At 67.6% G+C, this 26,453-nt stretch carries 25 protein-coding genes; 8 read left to right on the top strand and 17 right to left on the bottom strand.

Annotation, left to right across the window (positions count from 1 at the left end; all coding sequences use genetic code 11):
• Positions 1-49: 49 nt before the first annotated feature.
• Positions 50-286 (top strand): type II toxin-antitoxin system ParD family antitoxin, encoded by a 237-nt coding sequence (locus tag IB275_RS10105; RefSeq protein ID WP_192295354.1) that lies wholly within the window; start codon positions 50-52, stop codon positions 284-286.
• The gene (locus IB275_RS10100; protein ID WP_192295353.1) at positions 283-624 is read left to right on the top strand and encodes a type II toxin-antitoxin system RelE/ParE family toxin; all 342 of its coding nucleotides are present in this window, start codon (positions 283-285) and stop codon (positions 622-624) included. Before IB275_RS10105 ends, IB275_RS10100 begins: the two co-directional genes overlap by 4 nt.
• Before the next feature lie 10 nt (positions 625-634).
• Here the strand turns inward: IB275_RS10100 and IB275_RS10095 are convergent, their stop codons facing one another.
• From IB275_RS10095 to kdpF, 6 genes are all read right to left on the bottom strand, one after another.
• Complete coding sequence (locus IB275_RS10095; RefSeq protein WP_192295496.1) at positions 635-1,327, bottom strand: response regulator; 693 nt, start codon at positions 1,325-1,327, stop codon at positions 635-637.
• Between the two features lie 40 nt (positions 1,328-1,367).
• Entirely contained in the window at positions 1,368-4,025 is a 2,658-nt protein-coding gene (locus tag IB275_RS10090; RefSeq protein WP_192295352.1) for a DUF4118 domain-containing protein, read from the bottom strand.
• Between the two features lie 154 nt (positions 4,026-4,179).
• Positions 4,180-4,728, bottom strand: a complete 549-nt coding sequence (gene kdpC / locus IB275_RS10085) for a potassium-transporting ATPase subunit KdpC (protein WP_192295351.1) — start codon at positions 4,726-4,728, stop codon at positions 4,180-4,182.
• 203 nt (positions 4,729-4,931) lie between these two features.
• Positions 4,932-6,992 carry a potassium-transporting ATPase subunit KdpB gene (gene kdpB / locus IB275_RS10080; RefSeq protein WP_192295350.1) on the bottom strand — a complete coding sequence of 687 codons (2,061 nt, stop codon included), beginning with the start codon at positions 6,990-6,992 and terminating at the stop codon, positions 4,932-4,934.
• A gap of 12 nt (positions 6,993-7,004) precedes the next feature.
• Positions 7,005-8,699, bottom strand: a complete 1,695-nt coding sequence (gene kdpA / locus IB275_RS10075) for a potassium-transporting ATPase subunit KdpA (protein ID WP_192295349.1) — start codon at positions 8,697-8,699, stop codon at positions 7,005-7,007.
• 8 nt (positions 8,700-8,707) lie between these two features.
• Complete coding sequence (gene kdpF, locus IB275_RS10070; RefSeq protein ID WP_009618573.1) at positions 8,708-8,797, bottom strand: K(+)-transporting ATPase subunit F; 90 nt, start codon at positions 8,795-8,797, stop codon at positions 8,708-8,710.
• 322 nt (positions 8,798-9,119) lie between these two features.
• Between kdpF and IB275_RS10065 the strand changes: the two genes are divergently transcribed.
• From IB275_RS10065 to IB275_RS10045, 5 genes are all read left to right on the top strand, one after another.
• Complete coding sequence (locus IB275_RS10065) at positions 9,120-9,875, top strand: response regulator (RefSeq protein WP_192295348.1); 756 nt, start codon at positions 9,120-9,122, stop codon at positions 9,873-9,875.
• Entirely contained in the window at positions 9,856-10,986 is a 1,131-nt protein-coding gene (locus tag IB275_RS10060; RefSeq protein WP_192295347.1) for a sensor histidine kinase, read from the top strand. The genes IB275_RS10065 and IB275_RS10060 overlap by 20 nt, the downstream gene beginning before the upstream one ends.
• Positions 10,987-11,094: 108 nt before the next feature.
• Entirely contained in the window at positions 11,095-11,886 is a 792-nt protein-coding gene (gene xopAW / locus IB275_RS10055) for an EF-hand domain-containing protein (RefSeq protein ID WP_192295346.1), read from the top strand.
• Positions 11,887-12,014: 128 nt separating this feature from the next.
• Positions 12,015-12,662, top strand: a complete 648-nt coding sequence (locus IB275_RS10050) for a FadR/GntR family transcriptional regulator (RefSeq protein ID WP_192295345.1) — start codon at positions 12,015-12,017, stop codon at positions 12,660-12,662.
• Positions 12,663-12,705: 43 nt separating this feature from the next.
• Positions 12,706-13,983 (top strand): CynX/NimT family MFS transporter, encoded by a 1,278-nt coding sequence (locus IB275_RS10045; protein WP_192295344.1) that lies wholly within the window; start codon positions 12,706-12,708, stop codon positions 13,981-13,983.
• Positions 13,984-14,194: 211 nt separating this feature from the next.
• Here the strand turns inward: IB275_RS10045 and IB275_RS10040 are convergent, their stop codons facing one another.
• From IB275_RS10040 to IB275_RS09990, 11 genes are all read right to left on the bottom strand, one after another.
• Entirely contained in the window at positions 14,195-15,250 is a 1,056-nt protein-coding gene (locus tag IB275_RS10040; RefSeq protein ID WP_192295343.1) for an AI-2E family transporter, read from the bottom strand.
• Positions 15,251-15,339: 89 nt separating this feature from the next.
• A complete protein-coding gene (locus IB275_RS10035; RefSeq protein WP_405307727.1) occupies positions 15,340-16,230 on the bottom strand; it encodes a DUF4892 domain-containing protein in 891 nt (296 codons plus the stop codon).
• A gap of 83 nt (positions 16,231-16,313) precedes the next feature.
• On the bottom strand, positions 16,314-17,174 hold the full coding sequence (locus tag IB275_RS10030) for an alpha/beta hydrolase (protein ID WP_138216439.1): 861 nt from the start codon (positions 17,172-17,174) through the stop codon (positions 16,314-16,316).
• 9 nt (positions 17,175-17,183) lie between these two features.
• Complete coding sequence (locus tag IB275_RS10025) at positions 17,184-17,984, bottom strand: alpha/beta fold hydrolase (RefSeq protein ID WP_138216440.1); 801 nt, start codon at positions 17,982-17,984, stop codon at positions 17,184-17,186.
• Positions 17,985-18,223: 239 nt separating this feature from the next.
• Positions 18,224-18,871, bottom strand: coding sequence for a LysE family translocator (locus IB275_RS10020; RefSeq protein WP_192295342.1), 648 nt, complete (start codon positions 18,869-18,871; stop codon positions 18,224-18,226).
• 44 nt (positions 18,872-18,915) lie between these two features.
• On the bottom strand, positions 18,916-19,719 hold the full coding sequence (locus IB275_RS10015; RefSeq protein WP_192295341.1) for an AraC family transcriptional regulator: 804 nt from the start codon (positions 19,717-19,719) through the stop codon (positions 18,916-18,918).
• Positions 19,720-19,940: 221 nt separating this feature from the next.
• Positions 19,941-20,366, bottom strand: a complete 426-nt coding sequence (locus IB275_RS10010) for a hotdog fold thioesterase (RefSeq protein WP_081519161.1) — start codon at positions 20,364-20,366, stop codon at positions 19,941-19,943.
• A gap of 15 nt (positions 20,367-20,381) precedes the next feature.
• Positions 20,382-22,049 (bottom strand): AMP-binding protein, encoded by a 1,668-nt coding sequence (locus IB275_RS10005; protein WP_192295340.1) that lies wholly within the window; start codon positions 22,047-22,049, stop codon positions 20,382-20,384.
• Positions 22,050-22,308: 259 nt separating this feature from the next.
• Complete coding sequence (gene sixA, locus IB275_RS10000) at positions 22,309-22,773, bottom strand: phosphohistidine phosphatase SixA (RefSeq protein ID WP_192295339.1); 465 nt, start codon at positions 22,771-22,773, stop codon at positions 22,309-22,311.
• Entirely contained in the window at positions 22,770-23,126 is a 357-nt protein-coding gene (locus IB275_RS09995) for a DUF4389 domain-containing protein (RefSeq protein ID WP_138216445.1), read from the bottom strand. The genes sixA and IB275_RS09995 overlap by 4 nt, the downstream gene beginning before the upstream one ends.
• 13 nt (positions 23,127-23,139) lie before the next feature.
• Entirely contained in the window at positions 23,140-24,162 is a 1,023-nt protein-coding gene (locus IB275_RS09990; RefSeq protein ID WP_192295338.1) for an NAD(P)H-dependent glycerol-3-phosphate dehydrogenase, read from the bottom strand.
• Positions 24,163-24,344: 182 nt separating this feature from the next.
• On the opposite strand from IB275_RS09990, the gene IB275_RS09985 reads away from it, so the two are divergent.
• A complete protein-coding gene (locus IB275_RS09985; RefSeq protein ID WP_318652563.1) occupies positions 24,345-26,453 on the top strand; it encodes a TonB-dependent receptor plug domain-containing protein in 2,109 nt (702 codons plus the stop codon).

Genomic DNA, 26,453 nt, shown 5'->3' with positions numbered 1-26,453 from the left:
GCGAACGGCGTATGCTTTGGCAAATTTTGCCATTTCCGAGAGAACCGGCATGAGCACGATGAATATCTCCCTGCCTGAATCATTGAAAGGCTTCGTCGATGATCAGGTCAGCCAACGTGGCTACGGCACCAGCAGCGAATATGTTCGCGAATTGATCCGCAAGGACCAGGACCGCCAGCACCTTCGTGATCTACTTCTGGCCGGTGCGGCGTCCGAGCCTGGTGAAGCGGTGGATGAAGGCTATTTCGAAGCACTGCGTGATCGCGTGCGCAGGCGCGACTCGTGAAAGCACGCCCGGTCAAGCCCCGGGGCATCGCCCGGCGGGATGTCGAAGAGTCCTTGGAATACTATCTGAGCGAAGGTGGCGAGAAGGCCGCCTTCGGCTTCATCGACGAGCTACAGCGTGCCTATCAGTTGATTGCACGTAATCCCACAGCATCCTCTTCACGATATGCCCACGAACTAGACATACCAGGTCTACGCAGTTGGCCTCTGAAACGCTATCCACACTTGGTGTTCTTCATCGTGCGAACCGACCACATTGATGTCTGGCGGGTACTTAATGACAAGCGGGATATTGCTGCGTGGCTACTGACTGGCGAAGACACAGATATCAATAAGTAGTGCCGGCTTTTCAACCTTCCCGCAACCGATAACCAACCCCCGCCTCGGTCACGATAAATCTCGGCGTCGCCGGATCATCCGCGAGCTTCTGCCGCAGATGCCCCACCACCACCCGCAGGTAGTGCGTGTCCTCGGTATGCGTCGGCCCCCAGATATCCTTGAGCAGTTGCTGCTGGGTCACCACCCGGCCCACATGGCGCGCCAGGGTCGAGAGCACCGCATACTCCTTGCGGGTCAGCGAGACTTCCTCACCCTCGAGCAGCACGCGGCGATAGGAGAAATCCACACTCAGCGGCCCCACCGCGACCACCGCCTCCTGCGTCTCGCCACTGGCGCCCTGGCGCAGCAGCACGCGGATGCGCGCGAGGAATTCCTGGATGCCGAAGGGCTTGGTCACGTAGTCATTGGCGCCGCTGTCCAGCGCCAGCACCTTCTCGCTTTCGCTGGCACGCACGGAAAGCACCAGCACCGGCACCTGCGACCACTCGCGCAGTTCGCGCAGCACGTCCTGACCGTCCTTGTCCGGCAGGCCGAGGTCGAGCACCACCAGGTCCGGGCGGCCCAGTGCGGCCTGGGCCAAACCTTCCTCGCCGGTGCCGGCTTCGAGCACCTTGTAGCCACCGGCGCTGAGGCTGATGCGGAGGAACTTGCGGATCTGCGGTTCGTCGTCGACGACCAGGATGGTGGCGGCGCTGGCGTTCATCGGCAGTCCGGGCTGGCGGGGGGCGTCCAGCTTGAGCCTTTCAGACAGCAGCATCAAGCTGCTCCAGGTCCGGCTGTTGCTGCAGCGGCAGGTGCAGCACGAGGGTGGTGCCGCGCCCGTCGATGCCGTCCTCGACGGTGATCCGCCCACCGTGGGCGCCAACCATGCCCTGGCAGATCGCCAGGCCCAGCCCGGTGCCCTGCCCGCCGCGGTCGCCACGTGCTGCGGTGTAGAACATGTCGAAGATCTTCTCGCGCTCGGCCGGCGGAATACCCGGCCCCTCGTCACTGACCAGGAAACGCAACTCCTCCTCGCCCTGCTCCACTGCCACCCGCAGGCGACCTTGCGGCGGCGAGAAGCGCGCGGCGTTTTCCAGCACGTTGACCAGCGCCTGTTCGATCAGTGCGGCATGCACATAGAGCAGCGGCAGTTCCGGCGCGACGCGGGTTTCCACCCGATACGGGGCGACCACCGCGCGCAGGCGATTGAGCGCGCTGCCAACGATATCGCCGGGCGATACCCAGTCGCGCGACAGCTTCAGGCCGCCATGGCCGAGACGGGTCATGTCCAGCAGGTTCTGGATGTAGCGATCCAGACGCTCGGCCTCGTCGCGGGTGCTTTCCAGCAGCTCGCGGCGATCCGGCGGCGGGATGGCATCGCCGAGGGCCAGCAGGCTGTCGATGGCGCCGCGCATGGAGGTCAACGGCGTGCGCAGGTCGTGGCTGACCGAGGCTAACAGCGCGCTGCGCAGTTGTTCGGTTTCGCCGTGCAGACGCGCGGCTTCGAGGTCTTCGGCCAGACGCGCACGGGCTAATGCCTGCGCCAGCGGTTGACCCAGAGCAGCCAGCAGACGGCGGCGCGATCCGGACAAAGGTTGCGAATCACGCGGGCTGACGCCGAGCAGCGCCAGCGGGCCGTCCTCGCCGGACAGCGACCACCACCACCAGCGCCCGCCCGGCAGCGTGCCGGTGCCCAGGCCGGCGGGCTGGTCGTGCTGCCAGGCCCAGTCGGCGGCGGCGCGCTCCTGGTCCTCCAGCGTGCGGTTGAGGCCACCCTCCAGTTTCCATTCGCCGTTGACCCGACCGAGCAGGCAGATATCCAGCCCCTCCCAACCGCCGAGCTGCTGCGCGGCGGCAGCCATCACTGCCTGGCGGTCGGTGGCGGCGGTGAGCTTGCGCGACAGTTCGAGCATCTGGCTGGTCTCTTCCTGCGTTTCGCGCAGCGCCTGCAACTGCCGACGCTGGCGGGCCGCGAGGTTGCCGGTGAGGCCGGCCATGAGGAGGAAGAACAGCAAGGTCAGTACGTCTTCTTCGCGCTGGATGGAGAAGGAGAAATGCGGCGGGATGAACAGGAAGTCGTAGGCCAGGAACGACAGCACCGCGCAGGCCAGCGCCGGGCCGAGGCTGCTGCGTACCGCCACCAGCAGTACGGCGGCGAGGAACACCAGGGAGATGTTCGGCAGCTCCAGCACACTGGCCACCGCCCAGGCCAGGGCGCTGGCGCAGCCGGCAGCCAGCGTAGCGAGCAGGTAGTTGCCCCAGGGCCAGGGCGATTGCGGACGGGCCCTGGGTGACGCGAGGTCGGCCTCGCTGTCGAGCACGCTGACCTCCAGCCCGTCGCCCAGGCGCAGCAGGCGCGCCGCCAGGCCTCCGCCGAACAGACGGCGATACCAGCGTTGCCGCGAGCGGCCGACCAGCAACAGCGTGGCACGACGTTCCTTGGCATGTTCGACCAGGGTGCGCGCGACTTCGCCGCCGCGCAGTTCGACCACGTCGCCACCGAGGCGCTCGGCCAGTTGCTGGGCGTTCTGCAACTGCATGCGCGACGTTTCGCTGCGCGCCTCGCCGGTATCGACGTGGACCAGCGACCAGGGCAGATGCCGGCGTTCGGCGACGCGGCTGGCATGGCGCACCAGCCGTTCGGCGTTGTGTTCTCCATCCACCCCCACCAGCAACCGTCCGCGCACAGCGGGGGCGTCGCCGCCCTGCTGGCGATAGCGATGGGCGAGATCGTCGTCAACCCGCGCGGCAGCGGTCTGCATGGCCAGCTCGCGCAGCGCGGTGAGGTTGGTCTGACTGAAGAAGGCGTCGATGGCGGCGCGCGCCTGCTCGGGCACGTAAACCTTGCCCTCGCGCAGGCGCTCCAGCAGCTCGCGCGGCGGCAGGTCCACCAGCAGCAGCTCGTAGGCTTCCTGCAATACCCAGTCGGGCACGGTTTCGCGCACCTGCACGCCGGTGATGTCGCGCACCTGGTCGTTGAGGCTTTCCAGGTGCTGGACGTTGACCGTGGTGTAGACGTCGATGCCGGCGGAGAGTAGTTCCTGGATGTCCTGCCAGCGTTTGGCGTGGCGGCTGCCGGGGGCGTTGCTGTGGGCCAGCTCGTCCACCAGCGCCAGCGCCGGCGGGTCGCCCAGCAGGCCGTCGAGGTCCATTTCCTCCAGGGTGATGCCGCGGTAGACCGAGCGCTTGAGCGCCTGCTGCGGCAGGCCGGCGAGCAAGGCCTCCGTCTCCGCGCGGCCGTGGGTTTCGACGACGCCGACGCGCAGCTTCACGCCCTGGCGCAACTGGCTCTGGGCGGCCAGCAGCATGGCGTAGGTCTTGCCGACGCCCGGTGCGGCGCCAAGGAATACCTTGAGGCGGCCACGGCCCACGGGGGGCAGGTCGGCCAGCAGGGCGTCGGCGCGGTTGGGGTCGGTCATGGGGCTATCCTCGGAGCGCGCGGGGCGCTCGTTTCATGTTTTGCCAAGGCGCAGACAAGCCCCTCTCCCCAGCCCTCTCCCTGGAGGGAGAGGGAGCTGTCCGCAGCAGGCCGGCACCCTCGTGCAGCGGCCTGGACGGCTCTGGCGCTGGAGTCTAGCGAGGCAGGCTGGCCAGGGCCATGTTCAGCGCCAGTACGTTGACCACGGCGGGGCCGATCAGCGGGCGTTCGGTGTTGGCTTCCACCAGTTTCTCCAGGCTCGCCGCCGGTACGCCGCGCTCCAGGGCGATGCGCGGCACCTGGTACAGCGCGGCGACGGGCGGCAGTTGCGGGTCAAGACCGCTGCCGGAAGTGGTGACCAGCGCCAGCGGCACCGGTTGCGCGCCGATCTGCTGGGCAGCGGCATCCTTGGCGATGCGTTCGGCCAGCGCCGGGTTGCCGGGCGCGAGGTTGCTGGCGCTGCTGGAGACGGTGGCGAAGTCGCCGGCGGAGGGGCGCGAGTGGAACCACTGGGCACCGTCGAATTTCTGCGCGATCAGCGCCGAGCCGCGCACGTTGCCCTGGTCGTCGCGAACCAGGCTGCCGTTGGCCTGGTCGTGGAAGGCGACCTGGGCGATGCCGGTGACGGCCAGCGGATAGACGACGCCGGTGACGGCGCTGAGCAGCACCAGCGAGGCGATGGCGGGGCGGAGTTGTTTGAGCATTTTTCGTGTTCCTCTGTTGGGTTCGGAGCGGGCTGTTTACCCTCTCCCCCGCCCTCTCCCTGAAGGGAGAGGGAGTTGTTCGGAGCATCCGGCGAGCTCCACATTTCCCGATACCACCGGACGGTCCCCTCTCCCTTCAGGGAGAGGGTTAGGGAGAGGGCGCACGGCACCAACGCCTCCCGTCAGTCGATCAAAGAAGCCCGTCAAGCCAGACCCACGGCGACGAGGATCATGTCGATTACCTTGATCCCCACGAACGGCGCCAGCAGCCCGCCCACGCCGTAGATCAGCAGGTTGCGCCGCAGCAGCTGCGAAGCGTCGCTGGCCTGCACGCGCACGCCGCGCAGGGCCAGGGGGATCAGCGCGACGATGATCAGCGCGTTGAACACGATGGCCGAGAGGATGGCGCTCTGCGGGCTGGCCAGCTTCATCACATTGAGCACGCCCAGTTGCGGGTAGATGCCGGCGAACAGCGCGGGGAGGATGGCGAAGTACTTGGCCACGTCGTTGGCCACCGAAAAGGTGGTCAGCGCACCACGGGTCACCAGCAGTTCCTTGCCCACCTGCACCACGTCCAGCAGCTTGGTCGGATCGCTGTCCAGGTCCACCAGGTTGGCGGCCTCACGGGCGGCCTGGGTGCCGTCGTTCATGGCCATGCCGACATCCGCCTGCGCCAGGGCCGGGGCGTCGTTGGCGCCGTCGCCGCACATGGCGACCATGCGGCCCTCGCCCTGCTCCTGGCGGATCCGCGCCAGTTTCTTCTCCGGCGTGGCTTCGGCAATCACGTCGTCCACCCCCGCTTCGGCGGCGATGGCGGCGGCGGTCAGCGGGTTGTCGCCAGTCACCATCACGGTGCGGATGCCCATGCGGCGCAGCTCGGCGAAGCGCTCGCGGATGCCCGGCTTAACCACGTCCTTGAGGTGGATGGCGCCGAGCAGCTTGCCGTCAGCCACCACCAGCAGCGGAGTGCCGCCACTCTGGGCGATGCGCTCGATTTCCTTGGCGAGGCTTTCGGGCATCTGCGCACGGTCCATGCCGACGAAGGCCAGCGCGGCGTCCACCGCGCCCTTGCGGTACACGTGGCTGTCGATGTTGATGCCCGACAGGCGCGTCTCGGCACTGAAGGCCACCGGGGTCACGCGATTGCGGTCCGGCTCCGGCAGGATGATCTGCGAGCGGAGGAATTCGACAATGGACTTGCCCTCCGGCGTGTCATCGGCCAGCGAGGCGAGGAACGCGCCCTCGGCCAGTTCCAGCGGCTGCACGCCGGGAGCGGTGTGCAGCGCGCTGCAGCGGCGATTGCCGAAGGTGATGGTGCCGGTCTTGTCGAGCATCAGCACGTGCACGTCCCCCGCCGCTTCCACGGCGCGGCCGGACTTGGCGATGACGTTCAGGCGCACCAGGCGGTCCATGCCGGCGATGCCGATGGCAGAGAGCAACCCGCCGATGGTCGTGGGAATCAGCGTCACCAGCAGCGCCACCAGGAACACCAGCGGCAGGTTGCCGCCGACGAACAGGGCGAAGGGCTTCAGGGTCACGACCACCAGCAGGAAGATCAGCGTCAGGCCGATCAGCAGGATGTCCAGCGCCACTTCGTTGGGGGTCTTCTGGCGCTTGGCGCCTTCCACCAGGGCGATCATGCGGTCGAGGGTGGACTCGCCGGGGTTGGCGGTGATCTTCACCAGCAGAGCGTCGGAGACCAGCCGGGTGTTGCCGGTCACGGCCGAGCGGTCGCCGCCGGATTCGCGGATCACCGGCGCGGATTCGCCGGTGATGGCGGCCTCGTTGACCGCCGCCACGCCTTCGATCACTTCGCCGTCGCCGGGGATCAGTTCACCGGCTTCGACGCGCACCACGTCACCCTTGCGCAGGCTGCTGGCGGCGACCTTCTCGAAGTGCCCGCTGGCAGTCCGGCGCATGGCCTGCAGGCCCTGGGTGCCGGCCTTGAGGCTGTCCGCGCGGGCCTTGCCACGGCCCTCGGCGAGGGCTTCGGCGAAGTTGGCGAAGAGCACGGTGAACCACAGCCACACGGCAATCTGCACGGCGACGAAGGTGGGCACCGAGTCCCCGCCTGCCACGCAAAGCACAGTGGTCAGCACGGCGGTCAGGGCCACCACCAGCATCACCGGCGAGCGTTGCAGCTGGCGCGGGTCGAGCTTGACGAAGGCCTGTACCAGCGCCGGCTTCCACAGGGCGGACAGCGCGGTGGTCGGGCGTTTTTCGACGGCCTTGCTCAAGGCCAGTTCCTGGGTTTTCGCATTCATGGAGGCGGCTCCTCAGAAGCCAAGCGTCAGGTGATCGGCCACCGGGCCCAGCACCAGCGTCGGCAGGAAGTTCAGGCCGCCCACCAGCAGGATGGTGGCGGTCAGCAGGCTGACGAACAGCAGGCCGTGGGTCGGGAAGCTGTTGGGGCCGACCGGGGTGGCTTTCTTCGCCGCCAGGCTGCCGGCGATCGCCAGCACCGGGAGGATGTAGCCGAAGCGGCCGATCAGCATGGCCAGGGCGATCATCAGGTTGTGGAACGGGGTGTTGGCGCCGAAGCCGCCGAAGGCCGAACCGTTGTTCGCAGTGCCCGAGGTGTAGGCGTAGAGCAGTTGGCTGAAGCCGTGGGCACCGGGGTTGCTCACCGCCGAGGCCGGGCCCGGCAGGCTGGCGGCGATGGCGCCGAGCACCAGCACGCCGACCGGCATCACCAGCAGGGTCGCCACCAGCAGGCGCACTTCGCGGGCCTCGAGCTTCTTGCCGAGGTATTCCGGGGTGCGGCCGACCATCAGCCCGGCGAGGAACACCGCCACCAGGACGAACAGCAACATGCCGTAGAGGCCCGCACCGACGCCGCCGAAGATCACTTCGCCAACCATCATGTTGAGCATCGCGACCATGCCCGACAGCGGGTTGAGGCTGTCATGCATGGCGTTCACCGAGCCGTTGGAGGCCGCCGTGGTGGTCACCGCCCAGAGCACGCTGGCGGTGGTGCCGAAGCGGCTCTCCTTGCCCTCCAGCGGAGCGACCTGCTCCACCGGCAGCGCGCTGAGCGCCGGGTTGGGCTGGTACTCGGCCCACAGCGTCACGCCCAGGCCCAGGGCGAACAGCACCAGCATGCAACCGAGGATGGCGCGGCTCTGGCGCAGGTCCTTCACGTAATGGCCGAAGGTGAACACCAGCGCGGCCGGGATCAGGATGATCGACACGACCTCGAACAGGTTGCTCCAGATGGTCGGGTTCTCGAAGGGGTGCGCCGAGTTCACGCCGAAGAAGCCGCCGCCGTTGGTACCCAGCTGCTTGATGGCGATCTGGCTGGCCGCCGGGCCCAGCGGGATGGACTGGTCGGCGCCCTGCACGGTCAGCGCGTGGGCATAGTCGAGGAAGGTCTGCGGCACGCCCTGCCAGACCAGCAGCAGCGCCAGCAGCAGGCACAGCGGGATCAGCCCGTAGAGGGTGGCGCGGGTCAGGTCGACCCAGAAGTTTCCGAGGTTGTTCGTCGACTTGCGCGAGATGCCTCGGGCCAGCGCCACCAGCACGGCCAGGCCGACGGCGGCGCTGACGAAGTTCTGCACGGTCAGGCCGAGCATCTGGCTCAGGTAGCTGAGCGAAGCCTCGCCGCTGTACGCCTGCCAGTTGGTGTTGGTGACGAAACTCACCGCCGTATTGAACGCCAGCGTCCATTCCAGGCCAGGCAGGTTCTGCGGGTTGAGCGGCAGCAGGCCCTGCAGCAGGAGGATGGCGAACAGCAGCACCAGCCCCACCAGATTGAATGCCAGCAGGGCCAGGGTGTAGCTCTTCCAGTCCTGTTCATCTTCGGGGTGGATGCCGCACGCGCGGTAAATGGCCTGTTCAACCGGCAGGAACACGGGGCTGAGGAAGGTGCGCTGGCCCTCCATCACCTTGTAGTAGAAACGCCCGAGGAATGGCGCCGGCACCAGCACCAGCACCAGGAAGGCGACGATCAGCAACAGGTCATGACTGTTCATGACGTCTCCTAGGAACGGTCGGCGCGCAGCAGCGCCACCAGCAGGTAGATGAACAGTCCCGTGGCCAGGACCAGTGACACACCGTCGAGCACGCTCATGATTGCTTTCTCCTCACGCGGGCGACTCCATCGCTTGGGCGGCCGTTGCCGCCTGACGGAAATTTTCCGCAAGCGGCGCGTAAAGGAGCGATTCCCAGCCCCGGCGGGCGGCATAAAGAAAGCGTAAAAAACCGCTCTGGCGCGGTGACCGGAAGGCTTTGTATCGAGCCCGATACAGAGCGGACACGCTGGCGACACCCGCGTACCGCAGCCTCGCCGACCATGGCCCGCGCACGCGATGACGGGTTAGCATGCGAACGTCGCATGCCCCCTGGCGGCCCCTGGCCATCCTGCCCCACGTTTTCCCGCGACAGGTTTCTTCATGTACCCGACCACTACCGACGACCCACGCCGCTGGACTACCCGTGCCCTGCTGGTGGATGACGACGAGCCGATCCGCGAACTGCTCTGCGGCTACCTCGCGCGTTTCAACATCGAGACCCACGGCGTCGCCGACGGCGTCGAAATGCGCCGCGCGCTGGAGAACGAAAGCTTCGACGTGGTAGTGCTGGACCTGATGCTGCCCGGCGAAGACGGCCTGTCCCTGTGCCGCTACCTGCGCGCCGAGTCGGACATCCCGATCCTCATGCTCACCGCCCGCTGCGAACCGGCGGACCGCATCATCGGCCTGGAACTGGGCGCCGACGACTACATGGCCAAGCCCTTCGAGCCGCGCGAACTGGTAGCGCGCATCCAGACCATCCTGCGTCGCGTGCGCGGCACCAGCCTCACCAGCGAGGAAGGCACCCGCGGCGAACCGCGCGCCCAGGTGCGCTTCGACCAGTGGCGCCTGGACAGTGTGCTGCGCCAGTTGCATGCGCCCGATGGCCTGGTGGTCCCTCTGTCCAATGCTGAATTCCGCCTGCTCTGGGTGTTCCTCGAACGCCCTCGGCGGGTGCTCAACCGCGAATTGCTGCTGGATGCCGCCCGGGGCCGCGCCATCGAGGCCTTCGACCGCAGCATCGACCTGCTGGTCTCGCGCCTGCGGCAGAAGCTCGGCGACGATCCGCGCTCGCCCAGGCTGATCAAGACCGTGCGCGGCGAAGGGTACCTGTTCGATGTCCGCGATATCGCCTGAGTCCGCGCCCGAGCGCGCGAAGGAAAAACCCCTGGAGCGTGCCGACAGCCTGTTCGCCCGGCTGTTCGGGGTGTTCCTGCTGGCCATCGTGGTCGCGCACCTGCTGGCCTTCGCCTGGTTCCACCACTACGGCCCGCACCGGCCCGACATGCCGCCACCCCCGCCGCCGGAGCAGGGCTTCGAACGCGGTCCGCCGCCGCAAGGTTTCGCGCCCGGCCCCGAGGGGTTCCGCCCGCCGCCTCCCCCGCCGCCGCGCCTGCCCTTCTGGAGCGCGCCGTTCGCCTTCCAGCTGCTGGCCCTGATCCTCGCCGCCGGCATCGGCGCCCGCCTGCTCGCCCGCCCGGTGCAGCGCATGGGCGACGCTGCGTTGCGCCTCTCCGAGGACCTGGACAGCCCGCCGCTGCCGGAAACCGGCCCGCGCGAAGCGCGCCAGGCCGCCCACGCCTTCAACCGCATGCGCGAACGTATCCGCGAACAGGTCCAGCAGCGCAGCCGCATGCTGGTGGCGGTGTCCCATGACCTGCGCACCCCGCTGTCGCGGCTGCGCCTGCGCGTCGAGGAAATCGACAACCCGCAGCTGCGCACCCGCATCGGCCAGGACCTGGCCGAGATGATCGGCATGCTCGATTCCACCCTGCACTACCTGCAGCAGGAGCGCGCCAGCGAGCCACTGCAGTGGTTCGACGTGAAGGCCCTGGCCGATTCGCTGGCCGAGGACGCCTGCGAGCGCGGCGCCGACGTCGGCGTGGAAGGCTTCTGCGCGCCGCTCAAGGTCCAGCCAATGGCGCTGCGCTCGTGCCTGAACAACCTGCTGGACAACGCCCTGCGCTACGCCGGCGATGTCAGCATCGAGCTGCGCGACGGCACCCGCGAAGTGGAAATCCGCGTCCGCGACCACGGCCCGGGCATCCCCTCAGAGCTGCGTGAGCAGGTGTTCGAACCGTTCTTCCGCCTGGAAGGCTCGCGCAACCGCAATTCCGGCGGCGTCGGCCTGGGCCTTTCCATCGCCCGCGATGCCGCGCGGCGCCAGGGCGGCGACCTGACCTTCGAGGAAACCCCCGGCGGCGGCGCCACCGCCGTGCTGCGCCTGCCCAGAAGCACAACGGCGTAACGCCGTTGTAGCGGCCAGCAAACAAAGCGCACAAACCCGCGACACAGGCGGACCCGAGGCTGTCATCAGCGGAGAACCCTCCGCTTCGGCAACCACGGAGACTCTCCCATGATCAGCGGCGTGAGCAGCAGCTATGCGAGCAACTACACCAGCTCGCTCGCCCGGACCCAGACCGCCACCAGCACCACCGCGACGCAGAGCGGTAGCACTGGCGGTTCCCAGGGCGCGGTGAAATTCCAGGAAGACCTGTTCAAGTCCATCGACAGCGATGGCGACGGCAGCATCAGCAAGGACGAACTGACCAGCGCGCTGTCCTCCAGCGATGACTCGGACAGCAGCGACATCGACATCGACGCCCTGCTCAGCGAGCTGGACAGCGACAGCAGCGGCGGCATCTCCCAGGACGAACTGGCAGCGGCCATGCCCCCGCCTCCCCCGCCGCCCGGCGACATGGGTGGCATGGGCGGTCTGGGCGACTCCGCCGAAGACCTGATCAGCGCGCTGGACAGTGACGGTGACGGCAGCATCAGCAGCGACGAGCTCTCCGCCCTGGGCAGCAGCGACGACGATAGCGCGCGCCTGAGCGAACTGTTCAGCCAGCTCGACGCCGACGGCAGCGGCTCCATCAGCAGCGACGAACTCTCCAGCGCACTGCAGGCCCAACGCCCGGACGGCCCGCCGCCGCCCCCGCCGGCTTCGGCCTCCAGCGGTTCGTCCGACGATTCCGCCAGCAGTGCTTCGGACAGCTCGACGACCACCGCCTCCAGCGCTTCCTCGACCAGCGCCAACACGGGCGCCGCCTACCAGAAGCTGGTGGCCAACCTGCTCAAGCAGTACCAGAGCAGCGAAGTCACCGCCCTCCAGGCGACCAGTGGCAGCCTGGTGAACATCGCCGCCTGATCCGCGTCGATGCCCACCGCCGGAGCGCCCCCCGCTCCGGCGGCCTTCTCTTCTCCCCGCATTGCCAGCCAACACCGAACTGTCCTAATCTTGGCCACCTAAAATTCATCCGATGATTGGATGTTTCCATGCCAAGCCCCATTCAGAAGCGCTCGCTGGTGGACATCGCCCTCGAGCAGATCCACCTGCGTATCGACGACGGCACCTGGCCGCTGGGCCAGCGCCTGCCGCCGGAACCCGAACTGGCCGAGTCCCTCGGTATCAGCCGCAATACCGTGCGCGAAGCAGTGCGCGTGCTGACCTTCTCCGGCGTGCTGGAAGTGCGCCAGGGCGACGGCACCTATGTGCGCGCCCGCGCCAACCCGCTGGACACCATGCTGGTGCTGGCCCGCAGCTCGGTGGAGCAGGCGCTGGAAGCGCGCGGCGTCATCGAAGTGGAAGCCAGCCGACTGGCCGCCGAGCGCCGCACCGAAGCCGACCTCGCTGCCCTGCGCGAAGCGCTGGAGACCTCCGCCGTTCATCACGGCGGTGCGCTGGATGAGTACATCGCCCACGACCTGGCCTTCCACCAGCGCGTGGTGGACAGCGCCCACAACCCGGTGCTCAGCGAGCTGTACCGCTACTTCTCGCAGGTGATCCGCGCCGGCCTGGAGCGCACCATCAGCGACCCGAACCGGCCGCAACCGAGCTTCGAACTGCACCGCGAGCTGGTGGATGCCATCGCCCGTGGCGACGCCGACGCAGCCGCAAAAGCGAACCGCGCGCTGCTGATCTGACTCTGAATGCTTTCATCTGCCTTGCTGCCCTGGAATGCCCACCATGTCCTTGCCCAATGACCCGAAAGACACCGAGCACAAGGTGTCCTGCCCGCCCGAAGAACTGCTGATCGACGCCGAGGACGACGGCGCTAAAGCCGCGCCACGCCCGCAACGCACCTGGCTGTTGCTGCTGGGCCTGGTGCTGGTGGCGATCAACCTGCGCCCGGCGCTTTCCAGCCTTTCGCCGCTGCTCAACACCGTGCGTGACGGCACCGGCCTGTCCGCTGCCGCTGCGGGCCTGCTGACCACCCTGCCGGTGCTCTGCCTGGGCCTGTTCGCACCGCTGGCGCCAATGCTCGCACGACGCCTGGGCGCCGAGCGCACCGTCCTGCTGATCCTCTTCACCCTGGCCGGCGGCATCGTCCTGCGTAGCCTGTTCCCGGTGGCCGGGCTGTTCCTCGGCAGCCTGGTGGCCGGCGCCAGCATCGGCATCATCGGCGTGCTGTTGCCGGGCATCGTCAAGCGCGACTTCCCGCACATCGCCGGGACCATGACCGGCGTCTACACCATGGCGCTGTGCCTGGGCGCCGCTACTGCGGCCGGCTCCACCGTGCCGCTGGCGACTCTGATGGACAATAGCTGGCAACTGGCGCTGGCGTTCTGGGCCATCCCCGCTGTGGTCGCCGCGGCGATCTGGCTGCCGCAGACCCGCCAGATCCACCACGCCCACCGCGCGGTGTACAAGGTGAAAGGCCTGTGGCGCGACCCGCTGGCCTGGCAGGTGACGCTGTACATGGGCCTGCAGTCCTCGCTGGCCTACATCGTCTTCGGCTGGGTGCCGTCGATCCTCATCGACCGTGGCCTGAGCGCGGTGGAGGCCGGACTGGTGCTCTCCGGCTCGGTAATGGTGCAGCTGTTCAGCGCCCTCGCAGCGCCCTGGCTGGCCACCCGTGGCAAGGACCAGCGCATCGCCGTGGTGATCGTCATGGCCCTGACCCTGACCGGCCTGCTCGGCCTGCTGTTCGCTCCGCTCTCGGGCATCTGGGGCTGGGCGGTGGTGCTCGGCCTCGGCCAGGGCGGCACCTTCAGCATCGCGCTGGCGCTGATCGTGTTGCGCTCACCGGACTCCCACGTCGCCTCCAACCTCTCCGGCATGGCCCAGGGCGTGGGCTACACCCTGGCAGCCTGCGGGCCGTTCCTGGTCGGTGTGGTGCACGACGCCACCGGCGGCTGGGCAGCGACCGGGGTGATCTTCGTGGTGGTGACGGTAGCGGGGATCGTCTTCGGCCTGGGCGCCGGGCGGGACAAGCTGGTGCAGGTGAAGAGCGAGCACGTCTGACTTCGCAGGATCGTAGGGCGCATAACGCCCCAGGCGTTATCCGCCATGGCGGCGGATAACCCGTTCCGGGTTATTCGCCCTACGCAGAGGTCTTCCCTGTAGGAGCGAGCTTGCTCGCGAACAGCGCTTACGATGAACACCGGAGCTGCCGGCTGCCCCCTCTCCCTTCAGGGAGAGGGCCGGGGAGAAGGCAAAAACCCGCTCCGAACCATCAAACCACCGGCGGCGGCGGCGGCCGTTGCGAGCTGGCCACCCAGGCGCTGACCAGGTTGTAGACCACCGCCAGCAGCACCGGGCCGAGGAACAGGCCGATGAAGCCGAAGCTGAGCAAGCCGCCGAGCACGCCCAGCAGCACCACCACCAGCGGCAAGTTGCCGCCGCGGCTGATCAGGTAGGGCTTGAGGATGTTGTCCACGCCGCTGATCACGAAGAAGCCCCAGATCGCCATGAACACCGCGTAGCCGTAGCTCTCCTGGTAGAACAGCCAGATCACGGCCGGGCCCCACACCAGCGGAGGCACCATCAGCAGGCTGCAGACGAAGGTCAGCAGGCCGAGCACCAGCGCCCCCGGCACCCCGGCGATGAGAAAGCCGATAGTGGCCAGCACGGCCTGGGCGGCGGCGGTGCCGATCACGCCGTTGACCACCCGTTGCACGGTGCCGGCGATGATGTCCATGTACTGCTGCGCGGCGGCGCCGATCAGGCGTTCCAGCACGCCATGAGCGAACGCCTGCAGGCGCTGGCCATCGCGGTAGAAGAAGAAGATCAGCACCAGACTCAGCACCAGTTCGAAGATGCCCGCGCCCAGCTTGGCGCTACGCGCCAGGGCCCAGTTACCGACCTCGCCCATGTACGGTTTGAGCGCGGAGAACATCGCCACGCCCTGCTGGTCGGCCTGGTACCACCAGCCGATCAGCCGGTCGCCGATCAGCGGCACCCGCGCCATCCACTCAGGTGGCGGCGGCAGGCCGGACACCTGCAGGTTCTTCACCAGCTCGACGCCTTCGCGCACCCGGTCGACCAGGCCGAAGCCCAGCCACACCAGCGGCAGCGCCACCAGCACGATCCAGCCGATGGTCAGCAAGCCCGCCGCAGAGGCCTGGCGACCGCCCAGCAACTGCGTCAGCAGACGCATCAGCGGCCAACTGGCGAAGGCCAGCACGGCAGCCCAGAACAGCGCCGACCAGAACGGCAGCAGCACCCAGATACTCGCGCCCAGCAGGCCGAGCAACAGCAGGCGCAGCAACAGGCGATCGTTGTCGAACATTGGAATCCCCGGTTGGCTCGAAAGCCCCAGTGTAGGGCGTTTCCGCTCTCAACGTAGGATATTCAGCATGGAGAATCAGTTCAGGGAAATCAGCGCAGCCAGGTCAGGTGCAGACCGTCACCGTCATCCTTGCCCTGCTCCAGCCGCGCATCGCGTACGCCCTGGGCGGTGAGCGCGGCGCGCCAGTCTCCAGCGTGCTGGCCGGCCAGTTCGACGCGCACGCCGGTGTCCAGGCGCAGGGTGCGCACCAGCAGGTCGAGCCAGGCGCCGCCCGGCTCCTGCGGCACGTGGCTGAGGGTCAGCTCGCCGTTGGCCTTGAGCAGGCGCATCAGGGTCGCCGGGCTGGGCAGCAGTTCGCCGAGGGCGGCGGTGCTGTCCAGCTGTTCGGCATGCAGGTAGGCGCGGCGGTTGCCACGGGTAATGGTGTAGACCGCCAGCAGGCTGTTCTCGTGGGGCGCGGCGAGGCGCACCAGCAGGTAGGCCTGCTGGTCGTCCGGACCGAACAGTTTGGAGTTGCCGAACACCGAGTTGGCCAGCAGGTTGCTGGAGCCGCAGTCACGGCTCTCGCACCAGAACAGCGGCGTAGCGTCGGCTTTGAGCAGGTCCTTGCGCGCGGCGGCGAAGGCGCTCTGGCTGGAATCCTCGTCGGGCAGGCGATAGGTCACGGCAGTCAGGTCGCCGATGGCGCGCACCTCCCCTTCCATGCGCAGGCGCCCGCTGATGCGGCTGATCGAGCCCTGCGGGTAGATGCGTTCCTGGCTGGCGGTCTGGTTGAAGTCGACGATCTCCGAGCGCGGGAAGCGCGGGAGTATTTCCAGGTCGTGGCTGTCAGGCAGGTCGGCAGCGCCGGCGAGGCTGGCGAAACCGAGCAGGCCGCCGGCGAGCAGCGTGCGAAGCAGCCGTGACATCCGGTGCGCGTCGGTCCTGACGAAGTGAGGGTTTTCCGGCCCCTGGCGCGCGGCGGTCTGGATGTCGAGCATGCACAATCTCCCTGAAGCGATCCGTGCAGCGTCGCGGCCGGCCCCGCTTTAGTCAAGCCGCAGGGCGCTACGGGGTGTTTCCCTCAGGCCTGCAGGAAGGGTCGGAAGATCGCCGCGACGGCTTCGGCACCCGCCTCGTCATCCAGGTGCAGGTGGTGCTGGCCGGGCAGCTCATGGACCGCGAAGGGCCTGTCTTTCAGGAGCTCGCGGGTGGCTGGCTCGACCAGCATGAGACCCTGCTGCGCCAGCACGAGGCTGGTCGGGCATTGCACGGAGTGGACGAATTGTCGCGCATGGGCGCGGGTCAGGCGCAGCGGCGACGGCAGGGTCAGGCGTGCATCAGTGCGCCAGGTGTAGCCACCGGGTACCGGCACCAGGCCACGGGAGGCCAGCAGCTCCGCCGCTTCTCGGCTGACCGCGCCGACACCTTTCATGCGCGCTTCCACGGCGCGGTCGATGGCTTCGTAGACCGGCTTGCGCTTGTTCGGCAGGGCCAGCTGGGCACGTAACGCTTCGCCGAGTTTCTGCGGCGAGGTGTCCGGCTCGCCGGTGTAGGGCACCAGACCGTCGATCAGCGCCAGGCGTTCGATGCGCTCGGGCATGGCGCCAGCCAGCAGCACCGAAACGATGGCGCCCATGGAATGCCCGAGCAGGGAGAAGCGCTCCCAACCCATCTGGTCCGCCACCATCAGCACGTCCAGCGCGTAGTCCCACAGCAGGTAGCTGGCCCCCGGCGCGCGGTGGCCGGAATGGCCGTGGCCGGCGAAGTCCAGGGCGAGGATGCGCACACCTTCGAGCTTGGGCGCCAGGCGGGCGAAGCTCATGGCGTTGTCCAGCCAGCCGTGCAGGGCGATCACCGGGCGGCCGTCTTCCGGGCCGAAGAGGTGTGCGGCCAGCTCGATGTGCGGCAGGTTCAGGCGGATTTCCTGGACTTTGGCGGTCATGGCGATTCCTTAGGCGTTGGCGCGCTGTTGCCAGCGGGCGAAGACGGTCTTGAGCAGCGCGGCGGTGTCCTGCGGGCGCTCCAGCGGGAACATGTGGCCGCCCGGCAGCGACAGGCTCTCGCCCATGGGGATGCGGCCGATCAGGCGGGCATGGTGCGGCAGCACCACGCGGCTGTGGCGGCCGCGCACCATGGTCAGCGGCACGGCCAACTGTTTGGCACGCCCCGGCGCGGTATGCGGCACGTTGCGGTAGATGGAGATCTCGGTGGCCGGATCGAACTTCAGCCGCAGGCCGCGCGCGTCGACCGGCGCCAGCCCGTGGCGCACATAGGCCTCCAGGCAGTCGCGGTCGAAGCGCTTGAACAGCGGCTTGCCGGCGAAGTATTCCAGCGCCTCGGCAAAATCGTCGAAGTCCTCGCGGCGGCCGAGGGTGCGGCCGGCGGGTGTCAGCCGGTCGATGAAGCCGAAGCGCTTGGCGACGCGGATCACCAGCTGGTCGGCCAGCGTCAGCAAGGGCGAGTCGAGCATCACCACGCCGCGGTACAGCTCGGGTTTGCGCAGCGCCGCGTGGTAATGCAACACGCCGCCGAGGGAATGGCCGACGCCCCACACGGGCTCGTCCAGCGCCTCGAGGTGATGCAGCAGCTCTTCCACCAGATTTTCCCAGTTGGCGTTCACCGGGAAGCGCGGGTCATGGCCGTGCATGTCCAGCCGATGGACCCGGTAATCCGGCTCCAGGGCATCGAACAACTTGCCGTAGGTCCCCGAGGGGAAACCGTTGGCGTGGGCGAAGAAGACCGCTTGCGACATGCTGCGTGAACTCAGGGGAATGACAGCCTGAATTTTCCGACAGCACCGGGGGCGCGGCAATGACCCGTGTTCCCGCGAATGACGGCACTACGGCCAAACTCCATGGCGCTCCGGCGGATTTGCCCTGATCCGCCCGCTATCGGCGGATAACCGCGAGCGGTTATTCGCCCTACGGGAACCCCATCGTAGGGCGCATAACTTGGAACAAGTTATCCGCCGATACCCTCAAGCCAAGCGCGTCACACCCAATGCGCCGCGTGATTCACCACGCTGAACAGGATGCCGCCCGCCACCAGCAGGAACACCAGCCCGCAAGCGCCGTCGATCACCGGCACCGCGCGCAGCAGGCGCTGCTGCCACAGCGGTCGGGTGAGGATCACGCTGAGCAGGCTGAACCAGGCGAAGCCGACGACGAACAGCATCACTGCCACCGAGACCTTGCCGGGCGCCGACATGCCCACCGGGATCAGGCTGCTGAGCAGCGCGAGGAAGAACACCAGCGCCTTGGGGTTGAACAGGTTGGTCGCCAGCCCGCGCAGCCAGGGCCCGAGCTTCGATGCGGACAACTCGCCGTCGATGCGCCCTGCCCCGCCCGGCTTGCGCAACGCACGCAGTGCACCGATGCCGAGCCAGCCGAGGTAGGCCGCGCCCACCAGTTGCAGCGTGCTGAACAGCAGCGGCGAGCGGCTGAGCAGCAACGACACGCCGGTCAGCACCAGGGTGCCGTGGACCAGGATGCCGCAGGCCAGCCCGAGGGCGCTGAGCACCCCGGCGCGGCGGCCCTGGTGCAGCGAGGTGCGCACCACCAGCGCGACGTCGGGGCCGGGACTGACCAGGGCGACCGCGAACACGGCGGTGAGCATGAGCAAGACGTGAACCTCCTGCATGGCGGGATTCTCCAGTGGGAAAGAAAACGAGATTGGGTGGCGGATCAGCGCTGGCGTAGTCGCGCGGGCGGCAATCCGTAGGTACGGCGGAACAGGCGGCTGAAGTGCGCCTGGTCATAGAAGCCCAGGCTCAGGGCGATCTCCGACAGCGGCTGGCCCTTGATCACCCGCGGCAGCGCACGTTCCAGGCGCAGCTGGGTGAGCCACTGGTGCGGCGGCAATCCGCACTGGTGGCGGAAGCGGCGCAGCACCTGCCAGGGGCTGAGGTCGCAGAACTCGGCGATCTCTTCCAGGGTCGGCGGGGTTTCCAGGCGCGATTCCAGCCACCCGCGAATACGCGCCCAGGTCACGGCGTCGAAACCCTGCCCCGGTTCGCGGATGCGCAGGCTGGAGGCGCGCTCCAGCAGTGCGGCCAACGCTTGCCAGAGCTGGCCTTCCTGCGCCAGCCGCTCGCCGCCGAGCATCAGGGCGTGTGCGCGTTGCAGCTCGACCTGCAGCAGCGGATCGCGCAGCTGAGCGGCAGTCAGGCGCGGCGCGCCCTGGCGGCCATCGCTGAAGGCGCGGCAGGCGTCGTCCAGCCATTGCGGGTCGATGGACAGCACGCGGATGCGGTAGCCGTCCTCGCCTTCGCTGGAACCGTCGTGGATGCTTTCGGGGCTCATCAGCAGGATGTCGCCATTCCCGGCCAGCGAGCGTTCACCGCGATGGGTGTAGCGCTGGCAGCCGTCCAGCATCAGCCCGACGTGGTAGTCGAGATGAAAGTGCCGGGGAAAGGCAAAACGGCGGTACTCGGCGTCGATGAAACGGACGCCGGGCAGGCCGCTGCTGTGGTGTTCGATGCGTTCCATGGGCCTACTCTACCGGCGCGGGAACGGCGGGTCTTGGACAAAATTGCGAGGGTGCCGGGCGGCGCTGCTCCTACTGACGGATGTAACCACAGTGAGCGCCTTTGCAGGATGGGTGGGGCCGAGGCGATACCCATGCTGCTGGTGCAGGGATCGATGGGTATCGCTTCGCTCCACGCCATCCTACGGTCCCATCCAGGGACAGGCCGCAGATTGGAACTGGTTCAGCGCTCCAGCGGCACCACCGCCATGGTCAGGCGCGAGATGCAGCTCGGCTTGCCGTCATCCCCATGCAGGCGGATTTCCCAGACGTGGGTCGAGCGGCCGATATGCACCGCCTTGGCCACCGCCGTCACCCGCCCGCTGCGCAGGCCGCGCAGGTGGTTGGCGTTCACTTCCAGGCCCACGCAGTAGTACTTGCTGTTGTCCAGGCACAGGTAGCTGGCGGTGGAGCCGACGGTTTCCGCCAGCACCACCGAGGCGCCACCGTGCAGCAGGCCGTAGGGCTGGTGGGTGCGCGAATCCACCACCATGCTGGCGGTCAGCGAGTCGTCGTCGAACGCCTCGAAACGGATGTCGAGCACTTCACCGATGGTGTTCTTCAGGTTCGCATTGAGCTTTTCCAGGTCGGGCGTGGTGCGCCAGGTCATTCCGCATTCCTTCTGTCATTCATGCCATTGCACCGCCTCGCGGCGCTCCGCCCATTCATTGAAGCGCTTGCCGTAGGTCCCTTCCACCACGTTGCGCTTGATCTTCATGGTCGGCGTGAGGAAGCCGTTGTCCACGGTCCAGACGTCCTTGACCAGCACCAGCCCGGCCAGGCGCTCGTGCTTGTCCAGCGCATCATTCACCTCCGTCAGCAGCTCCTGCAGGCTCTGCTCCAGCTGGCTGCGCGAGCCGTTGGCGGCTTCCTGGCGGCCGACTTCGGAAAGCACGCAGAGGCCCAGCGGGGCGATCAGGCCGTCGCCGACCACGCAGATCTGCTCGATCCGCGAATGCACAGCCAGGCGGTTCTCAATGGGCGCCGGAGCGACGTACTTGCCCTTGGCGGTCTTGAAGATTTCCTTGATGCGGCCGGTCAGGCGCAGGTGGCCTTCGGCGTCCTGCTCGCCCTTGTCGCCGGTGCGCAGGAAGCCGTCTTCGGTGATGGTCTCGGCGGTGCGCTCCGGGTCCTTGAAGTAGCCGACCATGGTCGCGCCGCTGCGTACCTGCACCTCGCCTTCGTCACTGATGCGTACTTCCACGCCGGGGCTGTTGCGGCCAATCCAACCGACCCGCTGCTCACCCGGCCGGCAGACGTGGGAATAACCGCAGTTCTCGGTCATGCCGTAGACCTCGAGCACGTTCAGGCCCAGGCGCTGGTACCAGCCCAGCAGCGCCTCGGGAACCGGCGCAGCCCCGCACAGGGCGAAGCGCACGGCGTCCAGGCCAAGGCCGGCAAGCACTTTGCGGCCCACGAGGCGGCCGACGATGGGCAGGCGCAACAGGCGGTCGAGCTTCTGCGCCGGCATCTGCGCGTAGACGCCCATCTGGAACTTGGTCCAGATGCGCGGCACGCCGAAGAACACCGTGGGCCGCGCGCGGCGCATGTCGGCGACGAAGGTGTCCAGGCTTTCGGCGAAGAAGATCGTCTGCCCGGCGTAGATCGATGCCATCTGCACGAACATGCGCTCGGCCACGTGGCACAGCGGCAGGTAGGACAGCAGGCGGTCCTCCTCGCCGACGCCGAACAGGTCGATGGCATGGCTGGCGGCAAAGGCGAAGTTACCGAAGGTGTGCATTACGCCCTTGGGCGTGCCCGTGGTGCCGGAGGTGTAGATGAGTGTCGCCAGCGTCGCGGCGTCCGGGCGCGGATCGTCGCTGATCGGCGCCTGCTGCTGCAGGTCGTTCCACTGCTGGTCGAAGTGGCCCTGCGGGTGCAGCGGCAGGGCAACAGTGGGCACGCCGTCGGGAATGCCGCCCTCCATCGCCGGCCAGTCGTCCAGCTTGCCGATGAAGGCCACCCGCGCTTCGGAGTGGGTCATCACCTGGCGCACGGAATCGGCGGTTAGATTGGGGTACAGCGGCACCGAGACGTGGCCAGCCATCCAGATGGCGATATCGGCGACGATCCAGTGCGCGCAGTTCTTCGAAATGATCGCCACCCGGCTGCCTTCGGGCAGGTCCAGGCTGCGCAGCCAGGCCGCGGCACGACGGGCCTGCTCGCCCACCTCGCCCCAGGTCAGGGTCTGCACTTCTCCGCCGGTCAGCGGTTGCACCAGGTAGCGTTTGTTCGGGTGGCTCTTCTCGCGCTGATAGAACAGGTCGAGTGGTAATCGGACTGCTTTAACCACGTGCCCCTCCTTTGTTCTTGTTGTCAGAGGTGTAGCTCAGGGATATAGCGATGGATCAACCAAGCACTTGCTTGGTTGAATATTCCACGCAGCGCAGCGGCAGACAAGGCTGGTCGTGTGAACTTTTGTAGGATTTAGCCGAAGGATGGGCTCCAGGCGCTCTGCGACGGGCCTCGCGCGGAAACATCCAGGCACGATTTGCCGGCGCCGGAAATGCAAAAGGCCCCTTGCGGGGCCTTTTCGCGGAGACTTGTCTGCCTCAGGAATGCCGCGGATGGTGCAGCGACACCAGCTCCATCAGCCCCGCCACCGGCACCTCGCCTTCCAGCTCCGCCAGGGTGGCGGTGCTGAACGGCACGGCGTCGCTGCGGCTGCCATGCACCAGCAGGCCGGCCAGCGCGCCCACCAGCGGCTGATGGGTGACCAGCAGCAGGTTCTGCTCGTTGCGGCCGTCGAGGAAGCGCAGCACGTCCTTCGGATCGTCGTCCGGGGTCAGCCAGGGCGCGGTGCCGACGGCTCCCTCGAAACCCAGCGCCTCGCGGACCAGTTCGGCGGTTTCCTGGGCGCGCACGTAGGGGCTGGCGAGGATGCCGTCCAGCGGCTGGCCGGCGAGCTGGGCAGCACTTTTCAGCACTTCCTTGACGCCGTGTGCCGTCAGCCGGCGCTCGGAGTCGCGGCGGGCCTGGGGTTCGGCTTCACCATGACGGAGCAGCCAGAGCTTCAAAGCTTGGGCTCCTCGTCGCGCACCGGGTGCGGCGCCGGCGGCACATCGTGCGGGGCCTCGCCTTCGGGCGTATGGGCGGTCGGCCAGTCGGCGAACGGCCAGGGCTTCTCTTCGGTCTGGAAGGTGCCGAAGCGGCCGATCTGCGCGAAGTACTGGCTCAGGCTGTCACCGAAGCCCATCAGGCTGCCGCTGGGAGCGCCGTAGATGATGCGGTAGATCAGTTGGATGATCACCACGGCGCCGAGGATCATCTCGGCGACGAACCAGACCAGCGCGAAGACCAGCATCCAGACGACGCGCAGGACCAGGGATTCCTTTTCCTGACGTTGAGCGGACGGATGTTCAGCGGACATGAGCGATACCTCCTCAGAAACCGGTGGTGGGAATGAAATCGACGTCGGTCTTCGGCTCGCCGCTCATCAGCGCGCCGATGACCTGCTCCAGGGTGCGGCCACCGAACAGGATGGCGTTGAGGCCGGCCACCAGTGGCATGTAGACCTGCAGCTCGTCGGCCTTGGCCTTGAGCACCTTGAGGGTGTTCACGCCCTCGGCGGTCTCGCCCATGCGCGCCACGGCGTCTTCCAGGGTCAGGCCTTCGCCCAGGGCGAAACCCACCTGATAGTTACGGCTCTTGGGTGACGAACAGGTGACGATCAAATCGCCCACGCCGGCCAGGCCGAGGAAGGTCATGGGGTTGGCGCCGAGCTGGACGGCGAAGCGGGTCATCTCCGCCAGGGCGCGGGTAATCAGCATGCCCTTGGTGTTCTCTCCCATGCCCAGCGCGGCGGCCATGCCGGCAATAATGGCGTAGACGTTCTTCAGCGCGCCGCCCAGTTCGACGCCGAAGCGGTCGCCGCTGGCGTAGACGCGGAAGGTGCGGCCGTGCAGCGCATCCTGCACCTGGGCGCAGAGGTCTTCGTCCTCGCTGGCGACCACAGTGGCGGTCAGCTCATGCTCGGCGATCTCGCGCGCCAGGTTCGGACCGGAGATTACCGCGATGCGGGATTTCGGCGCGATCTCTTCGAGCACCTGGCTCATCAGCTTGAAGCTCTGCGCCTCGATCCCCTTGGTCAGGCTGACCAGCATCTTGCCCGCCAGCTCCTCGCTTCGGCCGTCGAGCACCTTGCGCAGGGCGCTGGAAGGCACCGCGACGAAGATCATCTCGCACTCTGCCAGAGTCGCGGCGAGGTCCGTGGTCGGCTCCACGCCGTCATGAATGCGCACGCCCTTGAGGTAGTTGGGGTTCTCCCGGCGGGAGCGGATCGCCTCGGCCTGTTCCTCGTCGCGCATCCACTGGCGAACGCGCTGTCCGTTTTCTGCCAGCAGGTTGGCGAAGGCGGTGCCGAAACTGCCACCACCGAGGACGGCGATCGGTTGCTGCTGTGTCATGTCTGTTCCATTGGTGACCGCTTAGGGGCGGCGATTGGGGCATTATAAGGCCGCATCGGCGACCGGCCAGTGCGGATCGCGGGACTGGCAATCAGCGCTGCCTCGTTTAACATCCGTCCTGTGGAAAACGTCTAGCCGTAGACATTGACCGAACCCATAAGAACCGAGAACAAGGTCGTTCCGTGCATCGTCCCGTCCGCGCTCCCCTGCCGCTTTCCCTGCTTGCCGCCTTGCTGGCAGGCGAGGCCGTGGCGGGCGACCTGTTCGTGGACAGTCTCGACGTCCCTGAAGTTCTGACTGCAACGCGGCTCAAACAATCCCCCGCCGAAGTCCCTGGCAGCATGACGGTGCTCGACCGCGACCTGATCAAGGCCTCCGGCGCCCGTGACATTCCCGAACTGATGCGCCTGGTGCCGGGCATGATGGTTGGCTACCTGTCGGGCAACCAGGCGACGGTGAACTACCACGGCACCAACGTCACCGAGGCGCGGCGCCTGCAGGTACTGGTGGACGGCCGCTCCGTGTACCGCCCAGGCCTGGCCACGGTGGACTGGAGCGACATCCCGGTGGCCATCGAGGACATCGACCGCATCGAGGTCTTCCGCGGCCCCAACGCCGTGAGCTACGGCGCCAATGCGCTGATGGGCGTGATCAACATCCTCACCCGCCACCCGGCCGACAGCCAGGGCACGCGACTGAAGTACACCGCCGGGCAGAACGGCGTGCGCGACTGGTACGCCAGCCAGGGCATCCATGACCGCTCCGGCGACTACCGGCTGTCACTCTCCGGGCAGGAAGACGACGGCTTCGACCACGACCAGTTTGGCCGCGACTACCGCGACGGCCGCCGCCTGAGTCGCTTCAACCTGACTGCCAGCCACAACCTCGACCTGCGCAACAGCCTGGACTGGCAGCTTGCGGCGAAGGAAGGCAGCAACCAGCGCCCCTACGACTACGAGCCGATCTTCGGCAACATCGCCGCCGGCGACGACAACTCCGACCTGACCGCGCGCGACTACGCCGGCTCCCTGCGCTGGACCTTCGACATCAACCCCGAGCACAGCCTCTACGTACAGGGTTATGCCGAACACTGGGAGCGCCTGCAGGACTTCGGCGCCTGCGAGGCACAGATCGCCTTCAGCCCGCAGCTCGCGCAGCTGTGGGATATGAATCCGAAGTACGTGCAGAACTTCGCCGACACCTTGCCGCGCATTCCCCGCGGCACCGCGCAGGAGCAGGCACTGGCCCGGCAGGTGGTCCAGCAACTGGCGGCCGGTGCCTACCTGCCGGTCTGCGGGCAGGTGAACCAGAACATCCGCGAAACCCGCTACGACCTCGAAGTCCAGGACACGCTGAGCCTCGCCGACGGCGTGCGGCTGGTCAGCGGCATGAGCTACCGCCACGACCAGGCCACCTCGGAAACCTACTTCGACGGCACGGTGAACAACGACATCTGGCGCCTGTTCAGTCAGCTGGAGTGGCACCTGACGCCGCACTGGCTGCTACAGGGCGGCGCAATGGTGGAGGACGACCAGCTCTCCGGCAGCTCGGTCAGCCCGCGCCTCGCCCTCAACTACCTGATCACCCCGCGCCACAGCCTGCGCGCGGTGTACTCCGAGGCGGTGCGCTCGCCGGACATGTACGAGAACGACGTGAACTGGAGCTACCGGGTGCGCAACCTCTCGGCGCCAGTCTACGGCCAGTCCAGCGCCTACTACTTCGCCCGCGCCCACGGTCCCGGCGATCTCGACCAGGAGCGCATGCGCTCGCGGGAAATCGGCTACAACGGCCAGTTCGACGAACTCGGGCTCGCGGTCGACATCAAAGCCTACTACGACGAAATCCACGGGCTGATCAGCGATCCCTTGAAGGTCTCCGACTTCGAACCGACCAACGACAACGACATCCGCTTCAGTGGCACGGAAGCCCAACTCGACTGGCGGCTGACGCGGCAGGACCGCGTGCGCCTGACCTACGCCTACGTCGACTACGACGCCAGCAGCCGCTACGACCAGCGCCTTACCGCGCGCAACAGCGGCTCGGCCGGCTGGATGCGCGACTGGGGGCGCGGCTGGTCGAGTTCGGTCTTCTACTACGGCGACGATGCACTGAACGAGCACCGCTTCGAGCGCGTCGACCTGCGCGTGGCCAAGCGCATTCCCCTGGGCCGTGCGGCGCTGGAACTGGCCGGCGTGCTGCAGCAGCGCCTGGACGACGAGCCGCTGACCTGGCCGGAAAACCGCTACGACAGCCGCCACCTGCTCTACTTCAGCGCCGAGGTGGACTTCTAG

The organism is Pseudomonas sp. PDM21 (genome assembly GCF_014852505.2).
Classification (GTDB): domain Bacteria; phylum Pseudomonadota; class Gammaproteobacteria; order Pseudomonadales; family Pseudomonadaceae; genus Pseudomonas.
This window is presented reverse-complemented; position numbering and strand designations above follow the sequence as displayed.

Excerpts from the sequence above, each read along its gene's own strand:
- IB275_RS10105 (WP_192295354.1), top strand. The coding sequence starts at position 50 with ATGAGCACGATGAATATCTCCCTGCCTGAATCATTGAAAGGCTTCGTC.
- IB275_RS10095 (WP_192295496.1), bottom strand. The coding sequence starts at position 1,327 with ATGAACGCCAGCGCCGCCACCATCCTGGTCGTCGACGACGAACCGCAG.
- IB275_RS10090 (WP_192295352.1), bottom strand. The coding sequence starts at position 4,025 with ATGACCGACCCCAACCGCGCCGACGCCCTGCTGGCCGACCTGCCCCCC.
- kdpC (WP_192295351.1), bottom strand. The coding sequence starts at position 4,728 with ATGCTCAAACAACTCCGCCCCGCCATCGCCTCGCTGGTGCTGCTCAGC.
- kdpB (WP_192295350.1), bottom strand. The coding sequence starts at position 6,992 with ATGAATGCGAAAACCCAGGAACTGGCCTTGAGCAAGGCCGTCGAAAAA.
- kdpA (WP_192295349.1), bottom strand. The coding sequence starts at position 8,699 with ATGAACAGTCATGACCTGTTGCTGATCGTCGCCTTCCTGGTGCTGGTG.
- kdpF (WP_009618573.1), bottom strand. The coding sequence starts at position 8,797 with ATGAGCGTGCTCGACGGTGTGTCACTGGTCCTGGCCACGGGACTGTTC.
- IB275_RS10065 (WP_192295348.1), top strand. The coding sequence starts at position 9,120 with ATGTACCCGACCACTACCGACGACCCACGCCGCTGGACTACCCGTGCC.
- IB275_RS10060 (WP_192295347.1), top strand. The coding sequence starts at position 9,856 with ATGTCCGCGATATCGCCTGAGTCCGCGCCCGAGCGCGCGAAGGAAAAA.
- xopAW (WP_192295346.1), top strand. The coding sequence starts at position 11,095 with ATGATCAGCGGCGTGAGCAGCAGCTATGCGAGCAACTACACCAGCTCG.
- IB275_RS10050 (WP_192295345.1), top strand. The coding sequence starts at position 12,015 with ATGCCAAGCCCCATTCAGAAGCGCTCGCTGGTGGACATCGCCCTCGAG.
- IB275_RS10045 (WP_192295344.1), top strand. The coding sequence starts at position 12,706 with ATGTCCTTGCCCAATGACCCGAAAGACACCGAGCACAAGGTGTCCTGC.
- IB275_RS10040 (WP_192295343.1), bottom strand. The coding sequence starts at position 15,250 with ATGTTCGACAACGATCGCCTGTTGCTGCGCCTGCTGTTGCTCGGCCTG.
- IB275_RS10035 (WP_405307727.1), bottom strand. The coding sequence starts at position 16,230 with ATGCTCGACATCCAGACCGCCGCGCGCCAGGGGCCGGAAAACCCTCAC.
- IB275_RS10030 (WP_138216439.1), bottom strand. The coding sequence starts at position 17,174 with ATGACCGCCAAAGTCCAGGAAATCCGCCTGAACCTGCCGCACATCGAG.
- IB275_RS10025 (WP_138216440.1), bottom strand. The coding sequence starts at position 17,984 with ATGTCGCAAGCGGTCTTCTTCGCCCACGCCAACGGTTTCCCCTCGGGG.
- IB275_RS10020 (WP_192295342.1), bottom strand. The coding sequence starts at position 18,871 with ATGCAGGAGGTTCACGTCTTGCTCATGCTCACCGCCGTGTTCGCGGTC.
- IB275_RS10015 (WP_192295341.1), bottom strand. The coding sequence starts at position 19,719 with ATGGAACGCATCGAACACCACAGCAGCGGCCTGCCCGGCGTCCGTTTC.
- IB275_RS10010 (WP_081519161.1), bottom strand. The coding sequence starts at position 20,366 with ATGACCTGGCGCACCACGCCCGACCTGGAAAAGCTCAATGCGAACCTG.
- IB275_RS09995 (WP_138216445.1), bottom strand. The coding sequence starts at position 23,126 with ATGTCCGCTGAACATCCGTCCGCTCAACGTCAGGAAAAGGAATCCCTG.
- IB275_RS09990 (WP_192295338.1), bottom strand. The coding sequence starts at position 24,162 with ATGACACAGCAGCAACCGATCGCCGTCCTCGGTGGTGGCAGTTTCGGC.